Genomic DNA, 261 nt, shown 5'->3' on the forward strand with positions numbered 1-261 from the left:
CACTGGAAAGATATTTCCATAAAGAGATCGCAAGGGTGCAGGCCCAGTGGTATGGACAGCAGTCCGGAAAGGGAGTAAAGCATCCGGTCACATCGAAACATATCAGGAAGTTATATAAGAGAAAACATGACTCAGTAACGGATTATCTGCACAAAGTCACAAGATATCTTGCAGAATACTGCCGGGAACAGGGGATCACCTGTGTTGTTGCAGGGGATATCCGGAATATCCGGAGAGAAAAAGACCTGGGACACAGGACAA

At 46.4% G+C, this 261-nt stretch carries 1 protein-coding gene; it reads left to right on the forward strand.

The genetic code is table 11. The annotated features are described in order from the left end of the window. On the forward strand, positions 1 to 261 hold a 261-nt coding region (locus LJE09_RS17685), incomplete at both ends, for a transposase (RefSeq protein ID WP_227296454.1).

It is taken from the genome of Blautia sp. DFI.3.45, assembly GCF_020593505.1.
GTDB classification, from domain to species: Bacteria; Bacillota; Clostridia; order Lachnospirales; family Lachnospiraceae; genus Blautia_A; species Blautia_A wexlerae.